Below are 21,672 nucleotides of genomic sequence, written 5' to 3' on the forward strand. Positions count from 1 at the left end.
TTAAATAACTATCATGAAAACAAATCTAATAAAAGCGATATATCTGACCTTCGGGTTATCTTCATTAGCATTAACGGGATGTTCGGACAGTTGGCTGAAACCGGAACCATTGTCATTTTATGAACCCAGTGTGACGTTATCCACCAAAGAAGGGTTGGAAGCTGCGCTCACTACCTGCCACAGACAGATGCGTTATTATTATATGGAGGATAACGGGCCTGCATTGGCTACGGAAATGATATTCTCGGATGTGGCTGTAACGGCTGTATCCGACTTTAGCGGGTGCCAGGACATCCTTTCGAATGTGACTCCTATTTCCGAGAACAATTGGTTCGGTACGAATATGATTAATTGGTTCTGGAATATGGGTACACAAGGTATCAGCTTTGCCAATGTGGTGATTTCGCGCATTTCCGAGTTGGATTTGGACCAGACCACCAAAGAACAGATGCTATCCAGTGCTTATTTCCAGCGTGCCTGGCGTTACTATCATCTGATTTTCCAGTTTGGTGATATCCCCTTCCTGTCGAAAGAAGTCACAACTCCGAAACTCGACTTTCGTTCCACAAAGATGGAAGTGGTTATCGAGCAAATGATTAAAGATCTGGAATATGCCGTAGGGCATATCCCAGATCAAGTTGACTATGGTAAAGAAAACAAGGGAGCCTGCCGGATGCTGCTTATTAAGTATTACATGGCAGCCGGGGATTTTGACAAGGCGCTTGAACAGGCCAATGCCCTTATTGACGCTTCCGGATATGAACTGATGGAAAATACATTTGGCAAGTGGGAGAATCCTTATCCGGAACATCATCCGGTGACACGCAATGTGATCTGGGATTTGCATAGACCGGTAAATAAGGCGGATGCTTCCAATAAGGAGACCATCATGCTCATGGTGAACAGATATGATAATTCAGAAAGCCGGCTCAATACGAATTACCTGTATAATATGACTCCATTCTGGTCGCAAACAGATGTGAACAGAGGTATCCTGGTACCCAGTAAGTCGCAGTCCGGTATGACGAGACAGTCTGCTACGGCGGGTATGCTGGCACAATATCCTGACTTTTTAGATTGCAGGGCGATCTATGGACGTGGTGAAGCGTTTTCAAGACCTACTTATCATGCGGAAAAATCCATGTGGGGTGATAAGAATGATCTCCGACACAGCCGGGAAGCCGGTAACTGGTTCGTGATGGAGGATCTGAAATATAATGATCCTAAATTATTGGGTACGGATGATGCTGTCTATTATCTGAAACCTATACAGAAGTATGCGGATGACGGCACGCTATTGTGCAAGGATACCATTCGTTGCTGGTTCGATTATCCGTATTATAAATTATGGGTAGAAGATACGGCGAGGGAAGTAGCCAATGGATATTCGGGTACGGACTACGTTGGAGGTTCGGGCGACTGGTATGTATATCGTCTTGCGGAAGCTTATCTGCTGAGGGCGGAGGCTTACTACTGGAAGAAGGAATATGCGAAAGCTGCCGCTGATGTAAATAAGATCAGAGAACGTGCCGGATGTACGGATTTGTTCGATGCCGGCGAACTTAATGGACTGGACGGGCTGGACGTGATTATGGATGAAAGGGCCCGTGAGCTGATGTATGAAGAGTTCAGGCATGTGGAACTTGTACGTGTTTCGTTTATAAAAGAGAATCAGGAAGGGAATTACACCTCTCCGAAAGATCTTGCAGACGAAAGTAGTAACAGTTATTGGTGGCACAGAATCACGGAATATAATAACTATTACAATAAGGGTGTGAAAACGCTTCATAATGATGAATACAAAATAGGGAAGTACAATATATTCTGGCCTATACCGCAGACCGCCATTGATGCGAACTTGTATGGCCGGGTAAATCAGAACTATGGATATTCCGGTTATGAGCTGAATGAAACCCCTATTGCTTCACAAGAAGAGCAAATAGCATCCGGCCAGTAATAAAATGAGTGTCTCATAATGAAGAGATTGGGCAAGTTTATTATCTTTGCTTGCCTAATCTCCTTTATAATCCCAAAAACATCACGTATGAAAAGATGTAGAATTCACATTTTATCTGTTTTGCTTATCTGTCTTTCCTGCCCTGCTCTGTTGTATGCGGCTACGGAACATGCTGTATCTATTGAAAAGCTCAAAGTGGAATATGCCGAAATGCCATTGGGTATAGATGTGGAAAAGCCCCGCTTCAGTTGGCAGATGGTAATACAGAATACCGAAAGGGGGTATTCGCAGAAAGCCTATCAGATAACGGTGACTGACGAAGCTGGACAAACGGTATGGGACAGCGGAAGAGTGTCGAGTGACCTGTCGCTGAACATTGAATATGCCGGTGCTCCCCTGCAACCCACTACCTGCTATTTCTGGACGGTAAACGTATGGAACCAGAAGGGTGAGCAATCTTCCTCGACCTCCTGGTTTGAAACGGGACTGATGAGTAAAACCAATCCGTATGAGGGATGGAGTGATGCGAAGTGGATAGGTGGCGGAGATGAAGACATGGTGCTCTATTCCCACTATCTTCCGGTGTTCAGGCTGAACGTTGCACTCCGGTTGGATAAGGAGACAAAGAGTACCCGTGCAGGCTTTGTCTACGGAGCGAATGATCAACGTCTGATGGATAAGAATAAGAACCTGTATCAGTTGCAGAATGGGAAAGATGAGTCTTACATAAAAATAGAACTGGACTTGGATTCGCTTGCTTCGGGTAAAGAGGCGATGTTGAATGTATATCGTGTAGGATACCACCCGGATGATCGGAAAGATGTTCCTTTCAAGAGCTTTCCCATCCCCCTGACATTGATTAATGAAAGTAATAAGTATGACCGGCATACGGTGAGCCTTACTTCTGATCTGGGTTTTACAAGATTCTATGTGGATAATGCTGAAGAACTTGGTTGGATAAATCTGAATCCGCTGGGGCAGGGAGGTGATTTCATCGCTTTCCCGGTAGTGGGCGACATCGGCTTTGATGTTCCCGCCGGGCAATCCGCTACTTTCCCGGAAATGGAGATTGCCAACTTCAGAAGCCCTTCGAACGTGATTGCTACTTGCCGGGAAGGAAATAGCCGGATAGCCGGCGGCACTTCCGGTGTTCTTACTATATTCACTCCCGAAGGAAACTCCGCACCGATGCTTCGTACGGTCTTCTCTTCTCCCGATGCGGAGATTGTAAAAGCCCGCCTGTATGTTACTTCACGTGGCATTTATGAGGTCTATCTCAATGGTAAGCGTGTAGGGGATGATTATTTTAATCCCGGAGTTACCCAGTATAACAAAACTCATCTGTACCAGACGTTTGATGTGACAAAGTACGTCCATTCCGGCAGAAATGCCCTGGGTGCTTTGCTGGCAGAAGGCTGGTGGAGCGGTGGCGCTACTTTTACGGGAGATAACTGGAACTTCTTCGGTGACCGCCAGTCTTTATTGGCAAAGCTGGTTATCACGTATGCGGACGGTCGGACCAATGTTGTGGTGACCGATCCTTTGTCCTGGCAGTATTTCGGCAAAGGCCCCGTCGCTTACGGAAGTTTCTTTCAGGGCGAAGTGTATGATGCTTTAAGAGAACCGGCAGTGGAAGGATGGAGCACGGCATCTTATGATGCATCTGCCTGGAAACCGGCTCATGAGGTTGCTTTGGAAGGACATATCAGTAAGGCGGGAAACCCGAATATGCCGTGGGTGAACGATTATTCAGGTTTTGAACTTATCGGGCAATTCGGCCAGACGGTGAAACAAATCAATGAACTGACGGCTCTTTCAGTAGAAGAAGTCCGCCCCGGCGTGTTTGTGTACGACATGGGGCAGAATATGGTAGGAGTCCCCCGTATCAGTTTGTCGGGCATGCAGCCCGGAACGGAAATCACTCTGCGCTTTGCGGAAGTGAAATATCCCGATTTGCCGGAATACGAGGGGAATATCGGCATGATTATGCTGGAGAATATCCGTGCCGCTATGGCTCAGGATATTTATATCGCTAAAGGCGGGCAGGAAACCATCTCTCCCCGTTTCACCTATCATGGCTACCGCTTTATAGAGATAACGGGTATTGACAAACCCTTGCCTGTGGAATCCGTGAAAGGGATAGTGCTAAGCTCTATACACGAACTGGCTTCTCACTACGAAACTTCCAATGCACGGGTGAACCAGCTGTGGAAGAATATCACCTGGTCTTCTTACGGCAATTTCCTTTCCATTCCTACGGACTGTCCGCAACGCAATGAGCGCTTGGGATGGAGTGGGGATATCTCTGTCTTCTCCCGTACCGCCACTTATCTGGCGGATGTACCGCAGTTCCTGCGCCGTCACATGCGTGCCATGCGCGATGTGCAGCGGACGGACGGGCGCTTTCCGGATATCGCCCCGCTGGGTGGTGGTTTCGGTGGTATGCTGTGGGGCAGTGCCGGAATTACGGTTCCCTGGGAGTGCTACCAGCAATACGGAGATACCGCACTGCTGAGCGAGCACTACACAGCCATGAAGCGTTATATTCAATATATCATTGACCAAACGATTGAGACGGAAACTAACCTGATCGTGCAGACCCGTTCATGGGGTGACCTGTGCGACTGGCTGGGATTGGAGGATGAGAAGAATGATAAGTCCCTGGTATGGGAAGCCTATTTCATCCACGACCTGGAATTGATGACGAAGATGGCGGCGGCTTTGGGTAAGACATCCGATGCCGCATGGTTCCGCGACTTGCATGCCGCCCGAAGGGATTTCTTCAATAAGACCTATATAGAGCCGGAAAGCGGGAAAACGATATTCTCCGCTTTCATCCCTGACAAGAAGGGGCAACCTGTCGATATACAGACTTCGTATGTGCTTCCATTGGCTTTCGGCATTATTAATGAAGAGAACCGTAATAAGGTGATTGCTAATCTTGCGGAGACAGTCAGACGGGAGAATACCACTGATAGAGGCCGCCTGTGTCCTTCTTACTCTCTTATGACCGGTTTCATCGGTACGGCATGGATCAGTAAGGCTTTATCCGATTACGGGCTGAACGATCTGGCTTACAGACTGCTTCAACAGACAGATTATCCTTCGTGGCTTTACTCCGTGGAACAGGGCGCGACTACCATTTGGGAACGTCTGAACTCTTACACTCACACGGATGGTTTCGGTGGTAACAATCGCATGAACTCTTTCAATCATTATTCTTTTGGTGCCGTGGGTGCCTGGATGTACAATTATTCTTTAGGAATACAACGTGATGAGGCTTATCCCGGTTTCAAACAGTTCATTCTGAAACCGATGCCCGATCCGACCGGAAAGATGAAGTATGCCCGGGGATATTATGACTCGATGTACGGACGTATTGAGAGTAGTTGGAGAGAGGAAAGAAGCATGATCCATTACGCTTTTACGGTGCCTGGAAATACTACGGCTACGCTGTATTTGCCGGCTGCATCGTTGAGAGATGTCCGCGAAGGGGAGAAACTTATCCGAAAATGCAAGGGAATAGAATATATTGGTGAAGGAAGCGGGCAGGTAGTCTTGAAGCTTCTTCCCGGTAGCTATTCGTTTGAGGTGAAGAAGGAATATCCGATGGCGGGGAAGAAGAGGAAGAAAGGTGAGATAGCCAGATCTAAAGGAACTCATTGAAAAAACAAACTGAAGATTGTGGGCAACTTTTAACCGCACGGACAAAAAAGTGCTGATAGGTTTAAATATGAATCTTGGTTCTCCTACCAGTTTGTCTTTTCTCAGGAATCAGGGAATTGAGTCTTCGAGTACCGCTTTCAGTAGTTTGAAACGATTGAGTAAATTGGGTTATGTCATTTAAAGTTAACTTCTTGCGAACAAGGAACAGACTTTTTTCATCAAGCAATTGCATAAATGAAGTATATTATACGGGAATCCTGCATATACATGCCGCTGTATATGCAGGATTTTTCTATTTCCACTTTTAGAGATAAAGGAGTATGTTGCTGAAATGTTTTAAAGGCTTACTTTCCTAATTTGTTGTAGCAGTATCCGCTTTCGCGTTCCACACCAGTAACGCAAGCAAAGTAGATAGCAGTGCAGCTCCAATCCAGAACCAATTGATATATGTGAAATCATACACATCCGTTCCGTTTACTACAGTCTTTTGCCCTTCTATCAATACACCGCTCATCACATCCTGTAACCCCGCACCGATGTAACTTGCAATTCCTACCACACCCAAAGCTGCACCCGAAGCATTTCGCGGAGCAATATCAACAGCCATCAGTCCACCCAGAAAGCAAATCAGTACTCCGATGCCAATACCGAAAAGTACCATTGCCAGAGCATCCAGCCAGAAGTGAACACCGGGAACCAACAAAAAAAGGCAGAGAGCCAGTGTATTTGTCAATCCGAATATCAGTGCGGGAACATTTCGGCGCCCTTTGAATAACCTGTCGGATACCACCCCGGAAAGCATGGTTCCTACAATGCCGCATACCGAACTGATAGAGATAATGAAACTGGCATCCAGCGTAGAGTAACCTTTCTGTGCTTCCAGATAAAAAATCCCCCAGCTATTTACCGCATAACGACTGATATACATAAATGCACTGCTCAATGCTAATATCCAGATGGCAGGGCTTCTCAGTACAGCTTTTTGGGCACGGTTGAACTCCGTTGTTTCCAATGCACTCATCACTTTCTTTTCTTTCGGGGCATTGACCGGAGGAAGCCCTTTGCTCTGTGGTGTGTCGTGAAAGAAACGCCAGATTATCAATGTACCCAGCAACCCCACTAACCCTGCACCCAGAAATCCGTACCGCCAGCCCAATGCACTCACAACGGAAGCGATAATGATAAATGTCATCGCTTCTCCGATGTTATGACTGGCACTCCAGAAACCATAGAACGAGCCTCGGTCTTTATCCGTAAACCAGCGCGATAACCCTACTACACAGGATGCTGCTCCCATAGATTGAAACCAACCGCTGATACCCCATAAGATGGCAAATAATATGAATGAATTAGTAAAACCCAGGCAAAGATTTATCAATGCCGTCACTAACAAACCTGTTGACATAAACCGGTTGATGTTGCTCCTGTCCGCAAGGAAACCGTTGGAGAACTTGCCTATGGCATACGTGAAGAATAGTACAGAGCCTATAATACCTAATTCCGTTTCAGAGAAAATACCTTCGTCTACAATCGGCTTTTTGACGACGTTCAGGCTCAGCCGGCATACATAGTACATGCTGTATCCAAGGGTTGCTGCCAGAAAGGTAGACCATTGCAATCGTTTTAACCGTTGCTTCTGTTCGGGCAAAGAATCCCCGTTACAAGGTGCCGGAGCCGACACCTTGTAAAAATCAATGATATGTTTCAACATGCTTTTCCTCTTATTCGTGTAGTTTCTTTTCTTTCAGGTATTGAAGCAGTAGGGCGGGACGATCCGTCTGAATCAGCTTTGCTCCCTGGTCAATGATCCATCCCCAACTTTCATCCGGTTGATGCAGTTCTACGGCACGGTCATCATCGTGTCCGCCACAGAGTTCGGGCCAGAGGGAGTTGATGAAAATCTTTGCACCGCTGTCACGTACTTTTTTTATCAGTCGTTGTACCTCGGGACTGTCATTGTTGAATACCAGTTCAAAAGCCTGCGGTTTCATGTGTTCCAAGTATCCGTCGATGGTAGCTTCCGCACTTTCTTTATGCAGTTGGACCACGGGCATGAAGATCATCTTATCCAGCACTTCTCCGTTTTCGGCTTTCACCCGTTCGTAGGGCAGGCTGGCTTTCATGATACATTGGTCTACCGTACCTGTCTTTTTGAGTACCTCGTACGCATCCTTGAAGTAATCATAGCCTTTGTCTACATTCACCATGATTTTGCCTTTGCACAGATTCATGACTTCTTCAAAAGTCGGTATCTGATGCCGGGTTTTAATCCCGGCACCGTTTCTTAATCTCATGGCTTTCAGTTCAGCCAAAGTATACTCATCCGGACTTCCTGTACCGGTCATGGTGCGGTTTATGGTCTTGTCATGCATTAAAACCAGATGCCCGTCTTTTGTCTTTTTTAAGTCGATTTCTACCATGTCTGCGCCCATATCGATGCAGTTCTGAATGGCTTGCAAAGAGTTCTCGGGTGCATTGCGCCAGTCGGCACGATGGGAAACAATGAGTATTGACCGGCTTGCAGGTTCATTGAAGCACTTTTCTATTTCTTTGAAGCGCCCTTGTGCAAATGCTGCCAGAAAGACGGTCAGCAGTATTGAAAGTGATATTATTCTTTTCATCTTATCTTTTCTTTTTGAAGTTTAAATGATTCGTTGTTATTGTTTGCGTGCGCTTCTCCGGTAATCTCCGCTGCGCATAGACCAGCCTTGTTGTGCTCCGGTTGCATGAGTTCTCAAAGCGTATACTTTGCCCGGTTCCGAGGACTTTGTAACATCTGCACAGATGTAGATTATACCATTCTTATCAATGACCGGAGAAGACCAGATATTTGCTCCTAACTGAATTTCCTTATAACTCAGTTTACCTTTTGAACTCAGCACGTAGAAATAGCCTTTACCGTCACCGAAGTATATGTTTCCGTCATTGTCGATGGCGGGTACCGAACGAATTTGTCCCTGAGTCCTGAACTTCCAGATCAAATCACCGCTTTCCTGAGAGTAGCAGAGCATATCGCCGTCAGAGTTACCCACATACAATTGTCCGTCTATACTCAATGAGATACCGGAATTTGGGAAAGTGGCAGCCGACTTTTGTTGCCATCTCACGGTACCATCCGGATTTACAGCCATTACTATTCCACCGTCGGCCGTTTCACCGCATAAATGGATGGTGCCGTCTTCTCCGATAGCGGGAACGGAAGTGCAAGTTTTTCCATATTCAAGAGTCCACTTTTTCGCTCCGTCATTTTTAGCAAGAGCGTATAACTTGCCACTGTTGGAACACATATATACCGCGTCGCTGCCAATCACGGGAGTAGATTGTGTAACACCTTCACAGTCGACATTCCATTTTTCAGTCATGCCGGGTGCGGCATGGATGGCAAATAACTTTCTATTGGCAGAGAAGTATACTGTACCGTCTTTGTCTATAGCCGGACAACTGAACTTGGCCGTTGCACCCAGGTCGAACTTACCCAACGGATCGGAGGAATGAGCGGCGAATGCATACAAGTTCTTGTCGTAACTGCCTATATAGGCGGTACCATTATCAGCTATTGCCGCCGAAGAACGGATTACATCACCGGAAGAGTAATGCCAGACCTCTATCCCCCCGTTAATCACCCAGATATTTTGTCCGCCTCGGGCATTGTTCGCATCACAGCCGACGAAAACATTTCCATTGTCATCAATGGCCGGAGAAACATCCTGAAAACCGCATGGTGTCTGGAACTCCCATACTATTTCAGGTGCCATGTCAGCCGTTGATTTCTCTTTTACAGTGATTGTTTTGCTGAAAGTATTTGCATTCTGAACTCCCAGGTTATCCCAGACGGATAAATTCACTGTATATTCTCCGGCTGTGGTATACTCCACAGTGGGTGATTGTTCTTCAGAAGAGACTCCGTTGCCAAAGTCCCAGGCCCATTTGGTCACCTGTCCGTCTTCATCAAAAGACAAGTCTGTAAAGGCTACATGTTGTCCTTCTTCTATTGTGACTTCACTCGTCTTGAAAGCAGCCACCGGCTTTATATTTACTTTCTCGTCATCGCTGCACGATATCCATAAAAGGGCGGTCAGCATTATTATGATTGTATTTTTCATCTGTGTATCTTTTTAATTGTTTTTCAAATACTCTTTCAATTCCACCGGGTAATCGGTTTGTATGATACTTCCCTGTTTGGCAAGAAATGCCTTTACCTGTTTGTAATTGTCCGAGGTAGGGGTGATACTCGTATTTATATAGATATTCTTGAACAGGGAGACTCCGTTTCCGGATGCCTTAGCCAGTATATCCTCTGTAAAGGCTGCACTATTGAACTGCGCCACCGGAAGTGGTTTGCAGACTGCCAGGTAATTCTCCATATCCTGCATTTCATAAATCACCGGCAGCAGAATGGCATTCCTGTCAAGATTGATCACTTTTCTGGCTGTAGACACATCATAGACCGTGAACAGTACCTGAGAGAGCATTCCATAGCGCTTCACCAGATTGTATACGGCTTTATAGTCGGAGATCTTCACGTCTATATCTATATAGATTTTGCCTCTGGCAGCTAACAATATATCCTTGAAGAGCGGTATTTTTTCTTCTGTCAGTGCTCCGTCATGGTAAAGGTTATATGAAAGCAACTCCTTGTAGTTCAGTTCTGATACTTTACCGGTACCATTGGTGGTGCGTTCGATTGTGGCATCGTGCATGAGTACCATTTCTCCGTCTTTCGATGTTCTGACGTCCAGCTCTATCATGTCTATCTGGTTTTCGATAGCCAATGTGACGGCTTTGACGGAGTTCTCCGGTGCATCTTTCCAATATCCCCGGTGGGCGCATATTTGTACATGATCCTTGCTCTGCAATGAAGTGGTGATGGAAACCCGCTGATCTTCGCTGACTTCCGGATACTCAACCTCTGAAGGTTGAGGTCCGGGCGGAGTAGAAGGTTCACTTTCGTCGCTGCCACATCCTGTGAGCAGAAACAGAGAAAAGAATATTCCGATTATGCAGACTTTGTCTATTTTCATGATTCGTTCCGCTTTAATCATTTCCAATTCGGATTCTGTTCCAGATTCTTATTCAGCATGATGTCGCCCGAAGGTATCGGGTACAGGTAATCACGCGTCTCATCAAATTTCTTTGTGATATTCAGAAAGCCGACCAGATAACCATGATCTCCCTCTGTGAGCTGGATAACACCGCCAATCTTAATCTTTTGTTTGGCTTTGCTTTCCGGAGCTTTATCATCATAGAGCAAAAGATCGATTGTTCCATCTCCGTCCAGATCGAATTCGCCCAATGAGGGGAAATACATACCGGTGAAGTGGGGCTCAAGTAGTTTTCCCATTTTCCAGCGCATCAGGTCGTCATAGCGGAATCCTTCCAGTGCCAGTTCTACACGGCGTTCGCGTCTGATTTCCAGAATTACCCCTTTATTGTTTCCACTTACATTGGGATATTCACTTGCCAGTATCTTGTCGGGGTTAGAGTTGGCTATGTTCTGATTCAGGTTAGGCATTCCGGCTCTTGTACGTATCGGCCTGATGGATTTGTCTATATCGTCCTGAGTCAATATGTCCAGTTCCGCTTTGGCTTCCGCATAGTTGAGCAGGACTTCTGCATAACGTATAATGGCTACATCCTGATAAGAAGCTCCGTCTCCGTCCTGTGCTTCCTTGGAGATGAATTTGGCAATCTGGTAACCTGTCATGGAGGCTTCGAGATCAGGTAGCAACGGCTTGTCGCTGTCAATCCGGGTATAGCCGACGGAACGGATGGTTTGCGCCAGACGTTTGTCCCTGTTCTTCATTTCATCGCTGAACATCATGGTTGCATACCCTGTTTGCGAGGTGAATGCCGTGCCGTTGTTTAGCAGGTAGGAGTTTACAAAGTCTTTTGTCAAACCTACATCCTGTTGGGTTTTTGAGAGGAAATAGTAGTTCGTATTATGCATTTTGTTCAATGTCAGTGAATAACGCCTGCCCAGGATAACTTCTGTTTCCTTCAGATCATCGGAAGCAAACAAATCCCTGTAATCAATATCGGAGTTACCCGTGGAATATAAAGTGTATCCCGATTCGTTCATGACTCTTTCTGCCGCCTTATATGCTTTCTCCAATAGTTTACCGGCATCAGGCAGATTCAGTTCCGTGTGATATTTGCGGTAGGTACCTTCATAGAGGCATACACGTGAGAGGAAGGCCAGCGCAGTCCATTTGGAAATCTGGTCGGGTTTGCGGGTAGTGCCTAAACGGTCTACTGCAATCTCAAGGTCTTCAATCACTTTGTCCATTATAAATTCGCGTGAATCTCTGGGCTTGTATAGCAGATCTTCATCATCGGTCTGAATCTCCGTATCATACCAGGGTACACCACCGAAACTCTTTACCTTATCGAAATAGAACCAGGCTCTGAAGAAACGTGCCACGCCTTCGTACTTCAGTGCGGCTACTTTGTCTTCGCAGCGTGTATAGTTGTCGAAGAAGATATTTATTTTCCGGAGAGTACTCCAACTCCAACCGCTACTGCCGGCTTCCGATGGAATATCTCTTTCCGGACTCCGTTGTTCCATAGGTACATTGCTGTAGAGTACGTTGTCCGAGATATTGTCTCCTCTGACGATATCATTGATTTTAGGCAGGTTCTCATAGAAACCATTTGTGTACAATTCAAGGTCTTGTGCAGACTTGAAGGAGTTTTCAGGTGATATTTCCGCAATGGGATATCGATCCATGAACGAGTTGTTGCATGAAGCGGCACTTATGCCTATCGCACACACCACACAAACTTTTAATATATTGAATGTATTCATAGCTGTTTCCTCTTTAAAATTTAAAATCAAAACCAAAGGCAAATGTCTTGCTGAACGGATAGGCGTTGCCATCGCCCAATTGTTCAGGATCTACGGTGCGATCCTCATTATGCTTGTACAACGGGGAGAATGTCAGGAGATTAGTGCCTGAAACATAAACCCGGATGCTGGAGAAACCGATCTTGCTGCAAAGTGTTTTAGGCAACGTATAGCCTAAAGTGATATCTTTCAAACGAACGTAAGCCGCGTTTTGCAGATATTTATCCGAATAAACCCTTAGCTGGGCTCCTTCGTAGTCACCGCCTTCGTTGGCTGCATACACGGCCAGGCGAGGGAAATATGCATTCGGATTCTCCGGTGTCCAGGAGTTCTGTTCGATGCTCTTCGGATAAAAATTCTCATACTGACGGGTAAACGGTCCCCAGAAGAAACTGTTGTCTTTTCCCGGCCACCAGTCTCTTTTCATTATTCCCTGGAAGAAGGCGGAAAAATCGAAACCACTGTAATTGAATCCCAGGTTCAGAGAACAGGAGTATCTGGGAGATGTGTTACCGATGATGCGTAAGTCGCCGGGATTGGACAAGGTCTTGTCGCCCGGAGATATTTCTTCATTTCCATCCAAGTCTTTGAATTTGATATCTCCCGCTACCGGGTGATTAATCAGATAGTTGCGCTGGATTCTTCTGTTTACTTTCGTCTGGTCTGCATGATCCAGGTATTCCGTATCTGTCTGGAAGAAGCCCTCAACTGTATATCCCCAGATTTCGCCCAGGCGTTTGCCTTTATAGAACTGGTCTATCTGGCCGTCGGGGTTATCGAATTTGGTAATCTCAGTGATGTTGTCGGCAAGAGTGAACCCTACCCTGTATTCGAATGGCCTGTGTGCCAACAGGAATTTGTCTTGCCATTTCACAGAGAGTTCAAAGCCCCGTGTGCGCAGGTTGGCGGCATTCTCCTGTGGTTCGGAAGTTCCGAATACGGACGGAAGTTTTTTGCCTTGTGTCAGCATGTCTTTCGTATCACGTTGATACCAGTCGAAAGAGGTAGAGAAACGTCCGTTGAACAGAGAGAAGTCAATTCCGAAATCAATGGTCTGTGACTTCTCCCAGGTGAAATTTGAGGAAATGGCATCAGGAGCAGTCAGATAACTCAGGTACGAGCCGTCTACCAGATAATCTCCCTGTGTAACTTTCATTTTAGCTATATAGTCGTAGGGACCTACATTCTGGTTACCCAATGTACCATAAGATACGCGCAGTTTCAGATTGTCTATGGCAGACTTCAAAGGCTTGAAGAAAGGCTCCTCACTTACACGCCATGCGAAAGAGCCCGATGGGAAGATACCCAGACGGTTATCGTGCGGGAACTTGGAAGAGAGGTCGAAACGACCGTTGAATTCCAGCAGGTAGCGTCCCAGATAGTCATAGTTCAGACGATAGAAAGCTGCACGGATGGCCCATTCGTCCGCATTTCCCTGTACTTGTACATTCTCTCCGGTTGCCAGGTTGAAGGAACCCAGTTCTTCGGATGCAGGCGAACTGCGTCTTGAAACGGTACGTTCCCAATGCCTCCATTCCTGGTTGAAACCGATCATAGCTTTTAAGTCATGTTTTTTGGCAAACAGATGGCTGTAGGTACCGAAAGCATTGAATGCCTGATAGAGGGTTGACCAATGCATTTCCTTATACAGTGATTTATTGGGCATGTAGCGGCTTGTTCCTTCACCGTTCGGCTGGTTGGTGTGTGGAGTGGAAACTAGCAGCAGTTTGGATACGGGGCTGCCTTTCCGGAAACTGTAGTCAGCATTCAGTATCACATCTTTAATAGGAGTCACCTGTAGTGAGATGGTATTTGAAACATCATGTTCCTGATCCACACCTTTACTCTTTCCGTATGTCAGGTCGGCAAACGTACCGTCTGCTATGTCACGACCGGGAGTGTAAGCACCGTTAATCAGGATGGTTCCGTCCGGATTGCGTGGATGGAATACCGGGGAAGCGTGGAAAGTATATTTTCTCCAGTCCTCACTGTTGTCGCTACCTCCTACATTACGGTTGTTGGTTGCCGGATAGTCGTAATCACTGAAATAGATGTTGGTAGAGTTGGTTATCTTGATGGCGGAAGTCAACTGAAAGTCAATCTTACTGCGTAAAGTGTAACTCTTCAACTTGTCCGGGTTGATGCGGTAAATTCCCTCTCTTGAATAGAACCTTCCAGAGAGGTAGAAACGTACTTTCTCACTACCGCCGGAGATATTCAGGTTGTGCTCCATAGACGGCTGGTTATCCTGGAAGATGTAGTGCCACCAGTCCGTATTCCCATAGTGTACATAGCGTTCCACGCCGTCAACGGTCTTTATCAGGGTCGAAGGGAGTGAGGGATCTTTCTTGCGGGCTTCCATATAGGCATAGTCTTCTTCAGTATATCCCAAATAAGTACTGGTGTTTTCCAAAAGACTCAGTTTATCGCTCAGACGCGCCCATTCCAGACCGTCGGTAATGAAGTTATCCGTGTTGATGGTAGGGTTGCTCCAGCCGAAGTGATTGGAGTAGTTCACCTGTATCTTCCCTGCATTCGGGTTCTTTGTTGTAATCAGCACTACACCGAAAGCTGCACGGGCACCATAGATGGCAGCGGAAGAGGCATCTTTCAGAACAGAAATGGATTCGATATCTTTAGGATTGATATAATTCATATCTCCTTCCACTCCGTCGATAAGTACCAGAGGGCTGCCACCATTGATAGAGCCTACACCGCGTACATCGAAAGAAGCTTTTGAATTGATAGAGCCGTCGCTGAACGAAACATTTAGGTTGGGGATCATACCTTGCAGCACTTGTCCCGCATTGCCGCTGACACGGTGTTCTATTTCTTTAGAGGAAATTTGGTCTACGGCACCCGAGAGATTTGCCTTTTTGGTGGTACCGTATCCGACAACGATTACTTCATCCAGCATTTCGGCATCTTCCTTTAATATTACTCTGGAAAGTTCCTTGCTGGATGCCGGATAGCTCAACGGTTGATAACCTATATAAGAGATGCTGACGGTAGAGTTCTCCGGGACGTTTGACAATGAGTAGTTTCCGTCTACATCGGTGATAGTGCCGTTGGTGGTTCCTTTCACTACAATGCTGGCACCGATAACCGGTTCCCCGGACGAATCGACTATTGTTCCGGTAATGGTTTTGGTCTTCTGGCTGACAGCCTCTTTGTGCAGCAATACCACTACATTGTCACTCTCCATCTTGTAAGTCAGTTCTTTTCCCGCCAGCACTTTTTGCATGGTCTGGGCGATGGTGGCATTACTTACGCTGAAAGTGACTGCCTGATCCAGTCCTGCCAGTTTTTCATTGTAGAAGAATTTGTAATCACTGACCTGCTCGATCTTTTTCAGTGCGGCACGCAGCGGAGTATTTTCCACGGTGACGGTGATCTGCGAGAAAAGGCTCAGTGATACACTCAAGAACAAAGAGAGGCAGAGAGCCCGCATAGTTCTTAGATTTTTGGTTTTCCTGTCTTTCATATCAAATAAATTAAAAGGGTTTGATAGGTATACAGGTTCTCTCATGCTGCTGTCCAAGCGACTCTCTGTTTTTAACTCACATTAACAAAGAGGAGCTTATTTCTCTTTTAATACAATGACAGAGTCCTTTACTTCGTAACGGAACGGAGAGGTTAACATTATAATATTCAAAGCATTCTGTATACCACCACCGGGTATTGTTCCGGTAAACCGCTCTTTTGCAATTCGCGGAGAGTCGATGTGTATCGTGACGTCATAAACGCGTGAAAGGGCTTTCATGATATTGTCCAGAGATTCATTCTGGAAATACAGGCTGCCTTTGGTCCATGTCACGTAATCTTCGGGATAGACTTTCTCGGTAGTGAATTTGTGGGTGGATTTATTATAGTTCATTTTCTCTCCGGGTTTCATGATCAGGGAGGAAGAAGGAGTATGCACACCGACTTTTCCTTCCAGCAACACCACGGTTACATCCTGTTCATCTTGATAAGCGCAGACGTTGAATACGGTGCCCAGGACCTTTACTTCCAGTTCGCCCACTTGGACAATAAAAGTATGACGGGTATCGTGTGCTACTTTAAAGTAGCCTTCACCGTCCAGTTGCACCCGGCGTTCGTTTTTGCCGAAATCTCTCAGATAGCTGAGCTGGGAAGCGGAGTTGAGGATAACGTCCGTTCCATCAGGCAATACCACTGTGGCTTTGTCTCCTTTATCGGCTTTCACAATAAAGGGTGATTGGATATTGGTGTCCGAAATACTCAGGATGTTGTAAGTAAAGAAAGCGATGAAAATGGGGATGCAGATCATAGCTGCCCATCTTGCCCAAGCGGGAACGAGAGCTTTTCGCGGAGGACGTCCGGCAGGTTTCGTATCAGGGATACGGACAGTTTCATTGAGGACTTCCGCCTTGATCCGTGCGAACATCTTGTCGCGCAGGGCGAGAGGGATGTCAATGTCGGATTTCTCAAATTCCTCTTCCCACCAGTCGGACAGTTGTACGTTGTTGCGTATCCATCCGGCCAGTTCGCTGATTTCCGCTTCTGTGATGTCTCCTGCGAAATATTTCTCGGCTAAGTTCTTATAATATTCTTTCTCCATCTTCTTACTTATTTATATAGTATACAGTTATCCTTGTTTTCGTATCCAAACGTATCGGGCATTATTGCATTTCGTTAACAAAAAAGGCCCATAAGACAAGAATCAGCTTATCATAATGCTTTGCAAATTGCTCGCGCATGAATTTCACGGCAAGTGACAGTTGCGTGGCGACTGTACTTTCTGAAATACCCATCTTCTCAGCTATTTCTTTATTGGTATAGCCCTGACGTTTGCTGAGCAGAAAGATTTTCTTGCGCGAAGGGGGCAGTTCTTCGGCCAGCGAATCGATATAGTCGTTCAGGAAGCGCAGGTCTGTGCTTTCTTCTGTCTGATGATCCCGGTCGGGATTGCTTTTCAGCAGGTATTCGGTATAGATGTATTCCACTGTCTGATGCTGGTACATATTCATCGACAGATTACGGGCTATGGTGCAGAGGTAAGAAACGAAATTTTCGGTAGGATCCACTTTCTCACGCACTTCCCACAGGCGGATAAATGTCTGCTGCACTACTTCTTCGGCCATATACTGATTGCCGGAAGAGAGACGCATCATAAAGTTATAGAGTTTGCCGCTATACAGATTGTATAACTTCTCGAATGCAGAAAAAGAACCCTCCTTCAGTGATTGTAGCAATTCACTTCTATTTTCGTTTGCAATCATATATTATTGATTTAGGCTTCAAAGGTATGCCTTGTGCTTACGTAACAGGTTGCAATATTATTAATAATTTCCGGAATTACCGAATAGCGGGATTTCTTTTTGATTTGTTGGTGGCTTGTAACCGTATGGCTTGGTATCTAAATGCTATTTTATACAGCTTTATTTTTTGTACACTTTTCCTTTGTAAGATGCTGATTAATAGAGCCTGTTTGTAGTAAAAGTGTACAAAAATGAAATAATCTATTTGTTTGTTTTTTGCTGTCCTTGCTTGTCAGAAACACACTGATAAGACTCTTATATAGTTTTCAAATGACTACGGTTAAGGTATGGGCATAAAAAAAGGAGTACCGCTGTACTCCAACCTTTGTTAACCTTAAATCTAATACTATGAAAAAAATCACATGACAAATATAGGGGTTCATCCTATTCCCTCCAAATATCTGTTAGTGTTTGACATTCCTTTTATAATTCTTTCACGGATATTCACTGTTTTCGCACACGAACTGTCTTTTTGAGATAATATAGGGATGGATAGTGGCTAAATGATTATCGGGCGGAAAGGGGAATAACCATAGTACATAGGTGACATACATGTATAAGATACGTTTATTTTGCTATATGGATAATCGCATGTTGATTACTGTCGGTAAGTCGTTTGACTATTGTCAGCAAGCATGCTGATTACTGTCAGTAAACTTACTGACAGTAATCAAACGCTATGGATGTCCTATGCAAAATAATATAATGTATTCTAGATTAGTTGAATAGCTAATGACCCGTGATTGAAAAATATCCGTTGGCAATGTTGCAGAAAATATGTGGATATACCCTTCCACCCGCTAAGGCTGATGGATAAGGAAATACGGGAGTGTGGAAGGGTATGAAGGAAAGGGAAAAGTTGCAAATCTGTTTCATTCGTTTCACAGAACCTTTCATCCCCCGAAAAGAGTTGTAAAACGTGTAATTTCTTCAATTATAATAATATATATTTGCCTCCATACAAAGCAAAGTTATGAAGGTTCGCGTCGGTTTATATATACTTTTGATACTCTTTCTTTTGATATCAGGCAAAGAAGAGGCGCGGGCTGGAAGATATGCGGCGAAAGGAGATACTTGTAGAGTATCGGACCGGATGAATCAGCCGGAAACCTGGAGCAAAATTTACCAATGGGTGATGGACGACCCGCAAGTGCCGGATAAAGAAGATGTGTTGATGTTGATCCGGTATCACTTCGGGAACTTTGAAAAGCTGAGAAAGCTGTTACGCTATTTGGATGGTGGCAGATCTTACGCTTATTTATCGGAACATCAGTTCCGGAAGATAGAACGGACAGGGAAGATGAAGGACAGTTTGCCGGTAGCTGCATTAACATTGCCTGCGAATACTTTGCCGGAGGAGCAATTGGAAACTATGGCTTTCGCTCCTTGGCTTGAAGTGGAAAGTAAGCGGGAAACCCCGCACAGAACAGTGCTTGCATTGAAGAACAATATACTTTATGATTTAGCTTTGGCTCCGAATGTGGAGGTGGAATTGCCCGTAGGGCAGCGGTGGTCTTTGAATATGGAATATAAATGTCCCTGGTGGTCGAATAGCAAGCATGGCTTTTGTTACCAGCTTCTTTCGGGAGGCGTTGAGGCACGTTGCTGGCTTGGAAAACGTAAGAATCGTGAGCGGCTGACAGGACATTTTCTGGGAATATATGCCGAAGGGGGAGTGTACGATTTTCAATTTGACAAAGACAAAGGATATCGGGGAAACTACTATGCAGCTTCCGGTCTGACGTATGGATATAGTCATCAGCTGGCACGGCATCTGGCTCTTGAATTTAGTTTGGGCATTGGTTATCTGGCAACAGAATACCGCAAATACACCACTTACGAAGGCGATTTGATATGGACGAGCAGCGGACGCTATCATTTTATGGGGCCTACAAAAGCCAAAATCTCTTTGGTGTGGCTCATTAAGGGAAGGAGGCGATAGCTATGAGGTGTACGCAATATGTGTTTCTTTTACTTCTGTTCGTGCTGTCGGTGCTGTTAGCAGGATGTGATTTCAGAGACATACTGGATGATTATCCCGTCAGCGGAGTAAAGATAAAGTTTAACTGGAAGGGAGTGGATAAGTTGCCCGAAGGGATGAGGGTGATTTTCTACCCGAAGAGTGAAGAAGGTAGAAAGGTGGAGAGTTATCTCTCGGTGGAAGGGGGAGAGGTGAAAGTGCCGCCCGGACGTTATGACATGGTGATCTACAATTACAATACGGAGAGTGTGTTGATTCGCAATGATGATGCGTATGAGACGATTGAGGCTTATACTGATTATTGCAAAGGGCTTGAAACAAGTGAGAAGATGGTGTGGTCACCGGACCCTCTATATGTAGTAAGTATGAATGATATGAGGATAGAAAAGAGTGAAGATGTGCTTTTGATGGAGTTTCAACCGAAGCTGGTAGTCAAGAACTATTCTTTTGAAATAAAGGTGAAAGGATTGAAGAACGTGGCAAGCATTGTTTGTAATGTGGATGGAATGAATGGGGCATATTGCGTAAGTAATGGCTCATGTACGGCAAGCATTGCTCCTATCTATGTGGAGGCTCATAAAGGAGAGGATGTGATACGTGGTAGTTTCTCTGCTTTTTCTGTATCGGAGTCTGCGAATACACGTTTTACCGGAGGGGTGGTAATGAAGCTATTGCTAGTTAAGGTGGATAATACGGTTCAAGAAACCAAGGTTGACATCACGGCGGCTGTAGTTCCTCCCCCACCCGAGGAAGAAGAAGATCCGGTAACGGATATCGAGATACCGATTGAAGAGGAAATTGAAGTGGAGGATGTGGAAGTTCCTCCCGGTGGAGGCGGAGGTATTGGCGGTGATGTAGGAGACTGGGACGACGAAACGAATGTTGAGTTACCTGTAAATTGAAAAGCAAAACGAACAAAATATTAACTTATAAAACAAACGATTATGAAGAAGATTTTATTGGCAGCAGTTGCTGCGTTGGCAATCGTAGGTTGCTCACAGAATGAAGAGATTGAGAAGGCTGGTGAAAAGGCGGAGATTAACTTTGGGACAGTAGTTAGCAAGACTACAAGAGCAGCTGTGACAGAAAACGACAACTTTAAGGCTTTTAAAGTAAATGCTTATATTGTTGATGCAGCAACTATTTCAACCGGAGGATTGGGCAGTGCTTATATGGATGGAGTTGAATACACGGGTGAAAAAGGAACATGGGTGGCAGCGAAGGCTTATTATTGGCCTATAGATGAAAAAATGCAGTTTTTTGCTTATCCCTCTTCGATAACAGATTTTGCGACTGAAGGGACTAATTATCCTACTTTTTCTTTTGCTGTAAATGATTCGCCTGCAAGTCAGCTTGATTTAGTTGTGGCCCACCATTCTGATGTAACTAAACCTGTAGATAATGGGGCATATACACTTAAATTTAAGCATATTTTAACTCGTGTAAATTTCTCTTATAAACCCGAAAGTACTGATTATACTTATACTATATCCAAAATAGAAATTAAGGGACTTTTAGGTGGAACTGCTAAATATACTTTTAATGAAAGTGATGGAGTATGGGATACTACCAATGCTACGAAAGATAAAAGTTATTCTTATTCTATTGCTTCTTCGTCTACACTAGAGGGTGGCTATTATAAATTAGATGATACAGACGGTTCACTTATGTTATTGCCTCAAGCTGTTGCTGGTATAACTATAGAAGTAACTTATACGACAAAATCGGGAGATCATACTTTCTTTACTGGTACAAAGGCTGTTACTCTCCCTGCAGGGACGGAAGCATGGAAAATTGGACAAAATATTCGTTATAAGCTGACTTTGCCTGTAGGTGGAGAGGCTATTGATCTCGATACTGATGTCAATAATTGGAATACTGAAGATACTGGTAATGAAGTGACTCCTAATACCCCTGTTACTCCTGCTTCTGTTGAATAAAT

13 protein-coding genes are annotated in these 21,672 nt (G+C 45.2%); 5 read left to right on the forward strand and 8 right to left on the reverse strand.

Features of this window, described 5'->3' with window-relative positions; translation table 11 throughout:
- The first annotated feature begins 13 nt into the window (after positions 1 to 13).
- Both K429_RS0111475 and K429_RS0111480 read left to right on the forward strand, forming a co-directional pair.
- Entirely contained in the window at positions 14 to 1,957 is a 1,944-nt protein-coding gene (locus tag K429_RS0111475) for a RagB/SusD family nutrient uptake outer membrane protein (RefSeq protein WP_007211590.1), read from the forward strand.
- 87 nt (positions 1,958 to 2,044) lie between these two features.
- Positions 2,045 to 5,623, forward strand: a complete 3,579-nt coding sequence (locus K429_RS0111480; protein WP_026367012.1) for an alpha-L-rhamnosidase — start codon at positions 2,045 to 2,047, stop codon at positions 5,621 to 5,623.
- Positions 5,624 to 5,975: 352 nt separating this feature from the next.
- Here the strand turns inward: K429_RS0111480 and K429_RS0111490 are convergent, their stop codons facing one another.
- From K429_RS0111490 to K429_RS0111525, 8 genes are all read right to left on the reverse strand, one after another.
- Entirely contained in the window at positions 5,976 to 7,334 is a 1,359-nt protein-coding gene (locus K429_RS0111490; protein WP_007219131.1) for an MFS transporter, read from the reverse strand.
- 10 nt (positions 7,335 to 7,344) lie between these two features.
- Positions 7,345 to 8,244: a glycerophosphodiester phosphodiesterase family protein gene (locus tag K429_RS0111495; protein WP_026367013.1), complete on the reverse strand. Its 900-nt coding sequence runs from the start codon at positions 8,242 to 8,244 to the stop codon at positions 7,345 to 7,347.
- Between the two features lie 36 nt (positions 8,245 to 8,280).
- Positions 8,281 to 9,726: a PQQ-binding-like beta-propeller repeat protein gene (locus tag K429_RS0111500; RefSeq protein WP_026367014.1), complete on the reverse strand. Its 1,446-nt coding sequence runs from the start codon at positions 9,724 to 9,726 to the stop codon at positions 8,281 to 8,283.
- A 12-nt stretch (positions 9,727 to 9,738) separates the two neighbouring features.
- Positions 9,739 to 10,644 carry a glycerophosphodiester phosphodiesterase family protein gene (locus K429_RS0111505; RefSeq protein WP_197031240.1) on the reverse strand — a complete coding sequence of 302 codons (906 nt, stop codon included), beginning with the start codon at positions 10,642 to 10,644 and terminating at the stop codon, positions 9,739 to 9,741.
- A 17-nt stretch (positions 10,645 to 10,661) separates the two neighbouring features.
- Positions 10,662 to 12,428: a RagB/SusD family nutrient uptake outer membrane protein gene (locus tag K429_RS0111510; RefSeq protein WP_007219135.1), complete on the reverse strand. Its 1,767-nt coding sequence runs from the start codon at positions 12,426 to 12,428 to the stop codon at positions 10,662 to 10,664.
- 13 nt (positions 12,429 to 12,441) lie between these two features.
- A complete protein-coding gene (locus K429_RS0111515) occupies positions 12,442 to 15,951 on the reverse strand; it encodes a TonB-dependent receptor (RefSeq protein WP_044096797.1) in 3,510 nt (1,169 codons plus the stop codon).
- A 96-nt stretch (positions 15,952 to 16,047) separates the two neighbouring features.
- Complete coding sequence (locus tag K429_RS0111520; protein ID WP_026367018.1) at positions 16,048 to 17,049, reverse strand: FecR family protein; 1,002 nt, start codon at positions 17,047 to 17,049, stop codon at positions 16,048 to 16,050.
- 61 nt (positions 17,050 to 17,110) lie between these two features.
- Positions 17,111 to 17,710: an RNA polymerase sigma-70 factor gene (locus tag K429_RS0111525; protein WP_007211602.1), complete on the reverse strand. Its 600-nt coding sequence runs from the start codon at positions 17,708 to 17,710 to the stop codon at positions 17,111 to 17,113.
- Between the two features lie 1,012 nt (positions 17,711 to 18,722).
- Here K429_RS0111525 and K429_RS0111530 point away from each other — a divergent pair.
- The 3 genes from K429_RS0111530 to K429_RS0111540 are packed head-to-tail and all read left to right on the forward strand — an operon-like array spanning position 18,723 to position 21,670.
- A complete protein-coding gene (locus K429_RS0111530; RefSeq protein WP_026367019.1) occupies positions 18,723 to 19,691 on the forward strand; it encodes a DUF3575 domain-containing protein in 969 nt (322 codons plus the stop codon).
- A gap of 2 nt (positions 19,692 to 19,693) precedes the next feature.
- The gene (locus K429_RS0111535; protein WP_007211606.1) at positions 19,694 to 20,632 is read left to right on the forward strand and encodes a DUF5119 domain-containing protein; all 939 of its coding nucleotides are present in this window, start codon (positions 19,694 to 19,696) and stop codon (positions 20,630 to 20,632) included.
- A gap of 42 nt (positions 20,633 to 20,674) precedes the next feature.
- Complete coding sequence (locus tag K429_RS0111540) at positions 20,675 to 21,670, forward strand: fimbrillin family protein (protein ID WP_026367020.1); 996 nt, start codon at positions 20,675 to 20,677, stop codon at positions 21,668 to 21,670.
- The last annotated feature ends 2 nt before the right edge of the window (positions 21,671 to 21,672 follow it).

The sequence above is a fragment of the Bacteroides sp. 14(A) genome, assembly GCF_000526555.1.
Taxonomy (GTDB): Bacteria; Bacteroidota; Bacteroidia; order Bacteroidales; family Bacteroidaceae; genus Bacteroides; species Bacteroides cellulosilyticus.